The organism is Pseudomonas brassicae, assembly GCF_010671725.1.
Classification (GTDB): Bacteria; Pseudomonadota; Gammaproteobacteria; order Pseudomonadales; family Pseudomonadaceae; genus Aquipseudomonas; species Aquipseudomonas brassicae.
In genome coordinates, this window is record NZ_JAAHBU010000036.1 from 1 (window position 1) to 9,363 (window position 9,363).

Below are 9,363 nucleotides of genomic sequence, written 5' to 3' on the forward strand. Positions count from 1 at the left end.
GCAGCCGCTTCCTGGCCGCCATCGACGCCCTTGAAAGCAGCGGTTTCGCCTACACCCTGGCGCGTCCCAGCCTGGTGGTGCTCAGTGGCCTGACCGCCAGTTTCCTGGCTGGCGGGCAGATCCCGATTCCGGTACCCAGCACCGGCAGCGACACGGTGACCATCGAGTACAAGGAGTTCGGTATTCGCCTGGCGCTGTCGCCGACGGTGATCAGCCGCGACCGCATCACCCTCAAGGTGGCGCCGGAGGTCAGCGAGCTGGACTACAACAACGCGGTGAACATCGCCGGGGTGACGGTGCCGGGCCTGACCGTGCGGCGCACCGACACCAGCGTGTCGCTGGCCGATGGCGAGAGCTTCATCATCAGCGGCCTGATCAGCAGCCGTGCACGCTCGGCGGTGGACAAGTTCCCGGGCCTGGGCGACATCCCGATCCTCGGCGCGTTCTTTCGCCAGTCATCGTTACGCCGCGAAGAAACCGAACTGCTGATGATTGTCACGCCGCACCTGGTCCAGCCGCTGGCGGCCAACGCACGGCTGCCGGAGTTGCCCGGCGAGCGCCTGCGTAACTATGACCCCAGCTGGGGTCGACTGTTCTTCCTCGAAAACGGCAACTTCGAACAGCGCAGCGGGTTGAGCCAATGAGCCAGAGCCTGAGCCAGACCTTTCTCGCCATCACCCGCAACGAGGGTGACCTGCAGTGGCTGCAGACGGCCCTGGCGCCGCTCGGGCAGGTGGTGGGCGCCGGCAGTGGCAGCCTCGACGAACTGCTCGCGCTGGTCGACGTGACCTTCGCCAACCTGGTGTTCGTGGGCCTGGACCGCGAGCAGGTGGTGAGCCAGTGCACCTTGATCGAAGGGGTGCTGGAGGCCAAGCCGATGCTGGCGATCGTCGCCCTGGGCGATGGCATGGACAACCAGTTGGTGCTCAATGCGATGCGCGCCGGTGCGCGTGACTTCGTCGCCTACGGTTCGCGCTCCAGCGAAGTGGCCGGGCTGGTGCGCCGGCTGAGCAAGCGCCTGCCACCGGTGACCAGCAACCCGCACCTGGGCAGCCTGACCGTGCTGTACGGTACCCAGTGCGCCGCCGATGGCGCGTTGCTCACCAGCCACCTGGCGCGGGTGGTGCAGGGCAGCGGCCAGCAGACCCTGTTGCTGGACCTGGGCCTGCCACGTGGTGACAGCCTGGCATTGCTCGGGCTGGAGGCTTCGTTTCATTTCGGCGATGCGTTGCGCCATCTGCGCCGGCTCGATGCCACGCTGATCGGCAGTGCCTTCGCCCTCGACCCCTCGGGGCTGCGCCTGCTGGCCTACGCCGAGGCCGACGAGCCGCTGGAGCGCACCAGCGCGGCGGAGCTGTACATGTTGCTCAGCGCCTTGCGTCAGCACTTCCAGCACATCGTCGTGAACCTCGCCGGGCAGCCTGACAGTGATGCCCTGCGCACCTTCGTCAGCCACTGCGACAAGCTGATCTGGTACACCGACCAGAACGTGCTGGACTGCCGGCGCAACCTGGAGGTGCTGACCCTGTGGCGCGAAAAGGGCATGAAGCTGGAGCACGCCAGCCTGCTGGTCGACCGCTACCTGCGCAGCGTGGTGCCTGACTCCGATGCCCTGGGCAAGCGCTATGGCCTGCCGGTGCTGGTGGTGCTGCCGTACAGCCCCGAGGTGCGGCTCAATGCCAAGAACCAGGGGCTGTCGTTGTTCGAACTGGCCCCGCGTGAAGCCCTGACCCAGGCCATCAAGGCGCTGGGTGAGCGCCTGGCGCGGCGTTCCGAAAGCCTGCAGCCGAAGGTGAGCAACTGGATGCAACGGCTGTGGGGGCACACCAAATGAGTAGCGACGACCTGTTCGGCGGCCTGCGGCAGAACCCCGGCAGCGACCCGCAGGGCCTCAAGCGTGCCTTGCACCGGCATATCATCGATGCCATCGAGGACACCGGGCTCAACCTGCTCGAAGGTTCGCGACCGGCACTGGCGCAGTTCGTGGTCGAGCAGGTGGGGGACTACATTGCGCATCAGCGCCTGGCGCTGTCGCGCTACGAGATGGAGCGGCTGGCCGAGGAGATCGTCGACGAACTCACCGGTTTCGGCCCGCTGGAGGTACTGTTGCGCGATGCCAGCGTCACCGAGATACTGGTCAACGGCCCGCACCGGGTGTTTATCGAACGTGGCGGCGTACTGCAGCAGACCGACCTGCGCTTTATCGATGCGCACCATGTCGAGCGGGTCATGCAGCGCATCCTGGCGCCGCTGGGGCGGCGCCTGGACGAGTCGTCGCCGATGGTCGATGCACGCCTGCCCGACGGCAGCCGGGTGAATGCGATCATCCCGCCGGTGGCGCTGGACGGTCCTTGCCTGTCGATCCGCAAGTTTCGCAAGGACATGCTCAAGAGCGCCGACCTGTTGGCCACGCGTGCCATCGACCAGGCGATCTTCGACTTCTTCGCGCGGGCGGTGAGCAAGCGCTGCAATATCCTCGTCAGCGGCGGTACTGGCACCGGCAAGACCACCCTGCTCAATATCCTCAGCCAACTGATCAGCCCCCGCGAGCGGCTGGTGACCATCGAGGACGTGGCCGAGCTGCAGCTCGATCACCCGCACGTGGTGCGCCTGGAAACCCGCCCGCCCAATGCCGAGGGCCTTGGCGAGATCAAGGCCAGCGAGTTGATCCGCAATGCCCTGCGCATGCGCCCCGACCGCATCATCCTCGGCGAGATTCGCGGCGTCGAGGTGCTTGATGTGCTGACCGCCATGAACACCGGGCATGACGGCTCGATGAGTACCGTGCATGCCAACACCGCGCAGGATGCGCTGTTGCGCCTGGAAACCCTGGTGGGCCTGACGGGCCGGCAGGTGGCCGAGAAAACCTTGCGGCAGATGATCTGCGCGGCACTCGATGTGGTGATCCAGCTGGCGCGCCTGCCCGATGGCCGGCGCTGCGTGAGTGAAGTGCTGGAGGTGGTCGGCGTACGGGATGATGTGTACGTCACCAATACCCTGTTTCGCCTGGACCGGCGCGGTGGTGACGTGTTCGCCCGCGAGGCGGTCAACCCGGCCAGCGACAAGCTGCGCCGCGACGCGGGGGAGCCTGGGGCATGATTGGCGCACTGGTACTGGGGCTGTTTTGCCTGATCATGCTGGGGGTGTCGATCCGGCTGTTCTACAGTGGCCTGCGCAAGTCTGGCACCGAACGCATCATGCAGCGCCTGGGGCAGCACAGGCGCCCGTGGGGCAAAGCCGCCCCAGCCGCCTGGACGGTCTGGAGCGGGTGTTGCTGCGAGCCGGGTTCGACCGGCGTAGCGAACACCTGCTGATGGGGCTGGTGCCCTGGCTGTTGCTGGCCGGCGTGGCGGGCCTTTACGGTGGCTGGCTTGGCGCACTGCTGGCGCTGCTGCTGGGGCCGTTGCTGCTGCGTCTGTACCTGGGCTGGTGCTACCAGCGCCGGGTCCAGCAGATCATCGCGCAGTTGCCGACACTGCTGGACCAGTGCGTGCGCAGCCTCAAGGCCGGGCGCACGTTGAACGACGCGGTGATCGGTGCCATCGACGTCGCACGCGAGCCGTTGCTGGGGGCCATGCAGCGGGTCAAGCGCAATGTGCACATGGGCGTGGGCCTGGATGATGCAATGTCGGACCTGGCGCAGTTGTACGAGCGTGAGGAGTTGCGCATGTTCGCCCTGGGCCTGCGCATCAACCACCGCTATGGCGGCAATGCCAGCGAGTTGCTGGAGAACCTGATCAAGGTCATTCGCGAGCGCGAACAGGGCGCTCGGCAACTGCGCGCGATGACCGGCGAGACGCGCATCACCGCCGTGGTGCTGGCGGTGCTGCCGGTGAGCGTGGCCGGCTATTTTCTGCTGAGCAACCCCAACTACCTGATGACCATGTGGCACGACAGTGTCGGCCAGCGCCTGCTGTTGAGTGCCTTTGTGCTGCAGGCGTTGGGGTGTGTGGTGTTGTGGCGCATGTTGCGGAGTATCTGAGATGGCCGTGTTGCTCAGTGCCGTGCTGTTTTTTGCCGCGTTTGTCCTGCTGCTGAGCCAGTGGGCACGCCAGCGTCGTCGCCAGCGTCTGGTAGAGCAACGCCTGCAGGGCCGCCCGCGTGACGAGAATCAGCTGGGCAACTGGTTGCAGCGCCTGGGCAGCAGCCGCCTCGGTCAGCGCGCCTTGAACCTGGACGGCGAAACCCGACAGTTGCTGGACCGCCTGGGCTGGCGACGTTCGCGTCAGCGCTCGCTCTTTGCCGCCGTGCAGGTGGGCCTGCCGGTGTGTCTGATGGGGGCCGGGGTGGTGATGCAGGAGGTGTTTTTCCGCGAGATCCGCTCACCCTGGCTGTTCCCGCTGATGGGGGTGGGGCTCGGTTACCTGCTGCCCAAGCGTGCACTGGCGTGGCTGGCCCTGCGCCGCCAGCGGCAGGTGGCGCAGGAGGTGGCGACCTTCATCCCGCTGTTGCGCATCATGTTCGAGTCGGGCCTGGCGGTGGAGCAGAGCCTGCGCCTGCTCAGCCTGGAAGGGCGCCAGTTGTTGCCGGTGCTGAGCGAAGAACTGCGCCTGGTGCTGGTACGGGTCGATTCGGGCCTGTCGCTGGCACCGGAGCTGGAACAGGCTGCACAGTTGCTGGGCGTGGATGAATTCAGTGATACCTGCATCATCCTGCGCCAGTTGCTGACCCAGGGCGGCGGGGCGATGAAGTCGCTGCTGGCGCTCAAGCAACTGCTGGATGATCGACGCCTGACCACGATGCAGGAACGGATTTCGAAAATGTCGGGAAAGATGTCGGCGGTGATGATGCTGTTTCTGTTCCCGGCGTTGTTGATCGTACTCGCAGGCCCAGGGTTCACCGCCCTGGTCCGGGCATTCGGGGCTTGAAAGGAGAGGCGGGATGAAGGCATGCATCGCAGGGCTGGGGCTGTTGTTGCTGGGGGGCTGTGCCACGGACGGGGCGGCGCCGTGGCTGGCGTTGCCGGGGGCAACGGTCAGTTGCGCGGCCCCCGATTCGACCCAGGAGCTGGCCTTGAACATGGCCGACGAAATGCTGGCCGATGGGCGCCCACATGCGAGCCTTGCGCACCTGGAGCAACTGCCCGATACGCTGGCCCAGGTGCGTGTGCGCAAGGCCAAGGTGCTACGCCTGCTTGGGCGCAGCGAGGCCGAACCGTTGTACCGCAGTCTGCTGGGTGGCTGCCTGGCGGCGGAGGGCGAGCATGGCCTGGGGCAGATGGCGGCGGCGCGGGGTGACAACGTGCAGGCGCAGCAGCACTTGCAGCGGGCCATGCGCCTGAGCCCGACAGACGAGAAGATCCGCAACGACCTGGGGGTGGTCTACCTCAACCTGGGCAAGTTGGACCAGGCGCGTTTCGAGTTTTTGACGGCGATCGAGCTGAAGGATTCCGATCGGTTGGCGGCTGTCAACCTGGTGACTTTGTTGCTGTACCAGGACAAGTGGCAGCAGGCGGCCGACCTGGTCAGCCGTCTGGGCTTGAGCGCGGCGCAGTTCAGTGAGGCGCAGGCGCGTGCCGAGCAACTCAAACCTGGCAGCGCGGCTGCCGTGCAGAGGTCGTCATGAAGACTGCAGTGATGATGCTGATGGTGGTGCTGCCAGGGTGGGTTCAGGCCGTCGAACCTGGGCCCTCGTCGAGGGCGCAGGGGGCTACTGAAGCCTGGTTGCAGGTGCAGGCCAGTGGGCAGCAGGCCTCGAAGACGCCGCAGACGGCCACGCCCAAGGAGCGTGAGCAGAGCATGCAGCGTTGGCTGGACAGCTACAAATATGTGATTCCGGACTTCTTCAGGTGGGAGAAGACCAGCAGCTCGGACAAGTAACAAAAAGCCCAGCATGCGCTGGGCTTTTTGTTATTTCTGTTTGGCGGATGCGTTCTTGAGCACCATATTCTTGAGCTCTTCTCGCGTCTGCTCAAACGCTTTATGGGTATTCTTTTCTTCTTTGTACTTGTTTTTTAACACTTTTAGGGAGGTCATGATTACTCCTGAAAGTTGTATGAAATCATGTCGCCGAGGGGGCGTCCGGCCCAAGCTGCGTCAAGGAGACTAGCATTTTTCCGAAATGATAGCAAATGGGCTCCATGAGTTGTGCGAAGTTCATGGCGCTGTCCTCATCCCGAAAGATATCTTTTTTGTTTCTGTAGATATTCAATACTGCAATGGTCTGGTAAGACGGCAATTGTTCCGTCGCGGTGTCACGTCGATATTGAATCGGTATGGAAAGTATGGATTGTGCCTCTTCGATGCCGTTGTAGTACTCGAGAACATCCTGTTTGAATCGATTGCAATATTCCTTGTTTTTATATTCGAGATTTTCAAGGAATTTTTCGATTTCGTATTTTGTGTCGTGCAGATACTGGGCGGTACCGAAGCTGGCGCAGGTGGGTGCGCCGGGAAGGATGGGCTGCGTGATGGTGCCGGAATTTCCCTGCTCGGCATACGCAAAACAGACAGGGCCTTTCATGAAGTCATCTTGCTCGCCGAATTCAACCTTGGTCGATACGGTCAGCGTCGTGTCCTCAAGCACCAGAATGCCACTGCATTTGGCCACCTTGCCCAGCACGGAGGCGTTGTACAGGAAAAGCGTGCTGCTATCGAGGATATCGACGATGTTACCCAGGCTGTCATCGCTGAGTGATACCGGATTGAACAGATCGGACGGCAGCATCATCATGATATTGGCTCGGTACACTGAAGACTTACCTGCATTACCGTCCCAGTCCTTTGCCAGGGACAATACGCCATGCAGGCATTCGCGGATGAGTTGGTGCAGTGTCGCAGGGTTGGGGCGGGGTACCGTCAGCTCTTCTTTGAACTTCTTCCGGTGCCCGCCAAGAATACGCATGAACGCGGTGTAGTTTCCCAGGAACGATTTTGAAGGTGTGCTCTTGATATGGTTGTGCAGTGCGTTGCGTGCCGAATTGTTTTCAACAGTCACGGCTATTTCACGCGCCAGCAATACAGCACCCAGAAGGATAAGCAACACGAGTGCAAAGGAAGCTTTATTGAATGCTTGTGCATCGCAGCGCCATAGGCAGATGCTGTCGAGTTCACCCGTGATGGTGGTGCTGTGCAACGATATATACGCACCCACGATAACGGTCAGTAGAATCGCCAGTGAGCTGAAGAGTGCGCCGCCCGGCGCAAAAATACGTTTCAAAAAGAGTGTCATACCTGACCAGGCTGCGCTTCAACGATGAGTGGTCAGCAGATTTTCTCATAGCCCCGACCGGCTCTCTACCTGGAAATGGGCATCGAATGCGACACCGGGTCAATTCAAGGGCGCGTGGCGTGAGGCTCCAGGCGCTTTACCCTTTGCCTCTTATGCGTGCTGTATCGGCATATTGGTCAGTGCGCGGTCACCCGCTGACGCAGTGTCGACGGGCTGGGCGCCAACGCCAGCGCCAGTTGCGTACGGTTGTGCATGTGCGTCAGGCGCAGCACCTGCGACACATACAACTTCACCGTGTTCTCGGTAATCCCCAGCTCGCAGGCAATCTGGTAGTTGGTCTGGCCCTTGCCCACCAGCCGCGCCACGTCCAGCTGGCGCGGTGACAGCTGGTCGAAGATCGCCGGCATGCTCTCGGCCGCCACCGCGCGCTCGTCGCTGCCGTCGAGCTGCCCTGCGGCCTGTTCGCGCGCCTTGCCAAGGTCCTGGTAGAGGTCGTCGATGGACTCGGCCAGGTACTGCAGCTTCTGGTTGAGGTGGCCCAGGTGGCTGTAGTTCTTCTGCCGCTCCAGCAGCGCCGCCTCTTGGCGCTGCAGACCTTCGAGCAACTCGTCGAGGTTGACCGGTTTCTGATAATAGTCGGCAAAGCCTTCGCGCAGGGCCTTGATCACGTCCTGTTTGTCGGCGCGCCCGGTGAGCATGATCGCCTCGAACGCCCGTTGCGGGCCGGCCACGGTCTTTAGCGCCCTGACCAGTTCGATGCCATCGCGCTCGGGCATGTGCAGGTCGCACAGCACCAGGCCGATGTGCGGGTCATCGGCGAAACGCGCGATGGCCTCGTTGCTGGAATGGCAAGGAACGCAGCGGTAACCGCTGCTCTCGATAAACTCGCACAATTCTTCAACGATCAACGGTTGGTCGTCGACAACCAAGACCTTCACTGGACTCACTGGCTTGTTCACACGCAACTCCCTGCTGACTCCACCTTCCTGAGGGTCTGAAATGGATCCCGACTCGGTGGGCATTAGCTAAAAAGTAGTCGTACTTTGCGGTTATGTACAAGGTTCGTACGGGCATGTAGTCGGCTTGTGCGACTAATGGATCCAGACCGCCGCGAGCAGGAAACCCGCCAGCACGAACGGGGCGAAGGGCTGTTTTTTTGACGTTTCCTCGATCACCTGCTTGAAGCGGTTCTTAACCTTCTGGCTCAGAAGGGACCACAGCCAGCGACGGCTGAGCAGCCAGATCACCACGGTCACCCCGGCACCGATAAACGTGCCCAGCAGGTACAGGCGATCGGTGGCCAGGGCCAGGGCACCGAGCAATTTCACATCGCCCGCGCCAAGGCGTCCGAGCATGTAGCCGGGCAGGGTCAGCAGCATCACGATCAGTAGTGCCCAGCCGCCTTCGCTGGCCTCGGCACCGATCCAGGTGTGCCCGGTGATGAACAGGTAGGTCAGTGCGCAGGCAGCTGCGCCGAGGGTGAGGGTGTTGGAGATATGCCTTTCACGGGCATCCTGTTCGGCACACAAGGCGAGCCACAGCAGCAGGACGATGCTTTGCATAGGCGAAATGCCATCCCTTGGTCGTGATTGATTCTATGCTTGATTTCGGGTGTCACTGTCAGGGTAGACGCGAACATGAAAGCAGGCCTTGCAAGACGGCAAAAAGGTGCGGCAGCCATCGAATTCGCTGCGGTGTTCGTGATTTTCTTTGCGGTGTTCTACGGCGTGGTGAGCTACGCGCTGCCGCTGCTGATGCTGCAGTCGTTCAACCAGGCCAGCAGCGAGGCAGTGCGCCGTTGCGTGGCGCTGGACCCGAGCAGTGCCACCTACCGTGTCGACGTGCCGGCGCTGGCCAAGCAGGTACTGACCCAGCAGTTGACCTGGATGCCGGGGGCGCTCAGGTTCCAGGTGGCGCGGGACGCCAGCGTGACCCTGACCGATACCAACCTGCTGACGGTGCGTATCGACTATGCCAAGGCCCGCCTGACCGCGGTGCTGCCGGTGCTCGACCTGCCGCTGGTGGGCGAGGTACCGCGTCTGCCGGCCAACCTCAGCGCCGAAGCGAGCCTGCAGCTGTGAGCGGCGGCCAGGGCCTGTTCGAACGTTGGCGCCCACGCCCGCTCGCGGCTGACACCGAGGTGCCGGCACCGGCGGCGGTGGGGCTGCAATTGTGGCTGGATGAGCAGGCCCG

The 9,363-nt window shown here is 62.9% G+C and carries 10 protein-coding genes and 1 pseudogene; 8 read left to right on the plus strand and 3 right to left on the minus strand.

Annotated features, from left to right (window positions below; all coding sequences use genetic code 11):
• From G3436_RS03400 to G3436_RS03430, 7 genes and pseudogenes are all read left to right on the plus strand, one after another.
• Nucleotides 1-644: type II and III secretion system protein family protein (locus tag G3436_RS03400; protein WP_420801171.1), on the plus strand; the 644-nt coding region annotated here is incomplete at its 5' end.
• Nucleotides 641-1,834 (plus strand): CpaE/TadZ family protein, encoded by a 1,194-nt coding sequence (locus G3436_RS03405; RefSeq protein WP_163941291.1) that lies wholly within the window; start codon nucleotides 641-643, stop codon nucleotides 1,832-1,834. The genes G3436_RS03400 and G3436_RS03405, both read left to right, overlap by 4 nt.
• The gene (locus tag G3436_RS03410) at nucleotides 1,831-3,099 is read left to right on the plus strand and encodes a TadA family conjugal transfer-associated ATPase (RefSeq protein ID WP_163941295.1); all 1,269 of its coding nucleotides are present in this window, start codon (nucleotides 1,831-1,833) and stop codon (nucleotides 3,097-3,099) included. Before G3436_RS03405 ends, G3436_RS03410 begins: the two co-directional genes overlap by 4 nt.
• A pseudogene (locus G3436_RS03415) lies at nucleotides 3,096-3,982 on the plus strand (type II secretion system F family protein). The gene G3436_RS03410 and the pseudogene G3436_RS03415 overlap by 4 nt, the downstream one beginning before the upstream one ends.
• A gap of 1 nt (nucleotide 3,983) precedes the next feature.
• Entirely contained in the window at nucleotides 3,984-4,868 is an 885-nt protein-coding gene (locus G3436_RS03420) for a type II secretion system F family protein (protein ID WP_163941298.1), read from the plus strand.
• 13 nt (nucleotides 4,869-4,881) lie between these two features.
• A complete protein-coding gene (locus tag G3436_RS03425) occupies nucleotides 4,882-5,565 on the plus strand; it encodes a tetratricopeptide repeat protein (RefSeq protein WP_163941301.1) in 684 nt (227 codons plus the stop codon).
• Nucleotides 5,562-5,819 (plus strand): DUF3613 domain-containing protein, encoded by a 258-nt coding sequence (locus G3436_RS03430; protein WP_163941304.1) that lies wholly within the window; start codon nucleotides 5,562-5,564, stop codon nucleotides 5,817-5,819. The genes G3436_RS03425 and G3436_RS03430 overlap by 4 nt, the downstream gene beginning before the upstream one ends.
• Nucleotides 5,820-6,000: 181 nt before the next feature.
• Here the strand turns inward: G3436_RS03430 and G3436_RS03435 are convergent, their stop codons facing one another.
• The 3 genes from G3436_RS03435 to G3436_RS03445 all read right to left on the minus strand — a co-directional run bounded on the left by G3436_RS03435 (nucleotide 6,001) and on the right by G3436_RS03445 (nucleotide 8,732).
• Complete coding sequence (locus G3436_RS03435; protein ID WP_163941306.1) at nucleotides 6,001-7,158, minus strand: hypothetical protein; 1,158 nt, start codon at nucleotides 7,156-7,158, stop codon at nucleotides 6,001-6,003.
• 188 nt (nucleotides 7,159-7,346) lie between these two features.
• Nucleotides 7,347-8,129, minus strand: a complete 783-nt coding sequence (locus G3436_RS03440) for a response regulator (RefSeq protein WP_163941310.1) — start codon at nucleotides 8,127-8,129, stop codon at nucleotides 7,347-7,349.
• A gap of 132 nt (nucleotides 8,130-8,261) precedes the next feature.
• Nucleotides 8,262-8,732: an A24 family peptidase gene (locus G3436_RS03445; protein ID WP_163941313.1), complete on the minus strand. Its 471-nt coding sequence runs from the start codon at nucleotides 8,730-8,732 to the stop codon at nucleotides 8,262-8,264.
• 75 nt (nucleotides 8,733-8,807) lie between these two features.
• Between G3436_RS03445 and G3436_RS03450 the strand changes: the two genes are divergently transcribed.
• Nucleotides 8,808-9,251: a TadE/TadG family type IV pilus assembly protein gene (locus tag G3436_RS03450; RefSeq protein WP_163941316.1), complete on the plus strand. Its 444-nt coding sequence runs from the start codon at nucleotides 8,808-8,810 to the stop codon at nucleotides 9,249-9,251.
• Nucleotides 9,252-9,363: the final 112 nt, after the last annotated feature.